Origin of the sequence: Klebsiella sp. K5-306 (genome assembly GCF_051835185.1) — a bacterium.
GTDB lineage: Bacteria > Pseudomonadota > Gammaproteobacteria > Enterobacterales > Enterobacteriaceae > Klebsiella > Klebsiella oxytoca.
The window spans coordinates 1-539 of sequence record NZ_JAIFJY010000066.1; the positions used below are offsets into that span (position 1 = coordinate 1).

General features: G+C 52.7%; 1 pseudogene. It reads left to right on the forward strand.

Annotated elements, in window-relative coordinates:
• Positions 1-539 (forward strand): annotated as a pseudogene (gene gyrB, locus K2184_RS29010) (DNA gyrase subunit B); the annotation flags it as partial.

Here is a 539-nt window from a genome sequence, read left to right on the forward strand (position 1 = left end):
GGTGTTTCGGTGGTAAACGCCCTTTCCAAAGAACTGATCCTCACAGTGCGCCGTAGCGGCAAAATCTGGGAGCAGACTTACGTTCACGGTGTTCCACAAGAACCGATGCGGATCGTTGGCGACAGCGAAACCACCGGCACTCAGATCCATTTCAAGCCATCGGCTGACACCTTCAAGAACATCCACTTTAGCTGGGACATTCTGGCCAAGCGGATTCGTGAACTGTCCTTTCTCAACTCCGGTGTGGGTATCGTCCTCAAGGATGAACGCAGCGGTAAAGAGGAACTGTTCAAGTACGAAGGCGGTTTGCGTGCATTCGTTGAATACCTGAACACCAACAAGACAGCGGTCAACCAAGTGTTCCACTTCAATGTGCAACGCGAAGACGGCATCGGCGTAGAAATCGCCCTGCAGTGGAACGACAGCTTCAATGAGAACCTGTTGTGCTTCACCAATAACATTCCACAGCGCGATGGCGGCACTCACCTGGTGGGTTTCCGTTCCGCTCTGACCCGTAACCTCAACACCTATATCGAAGC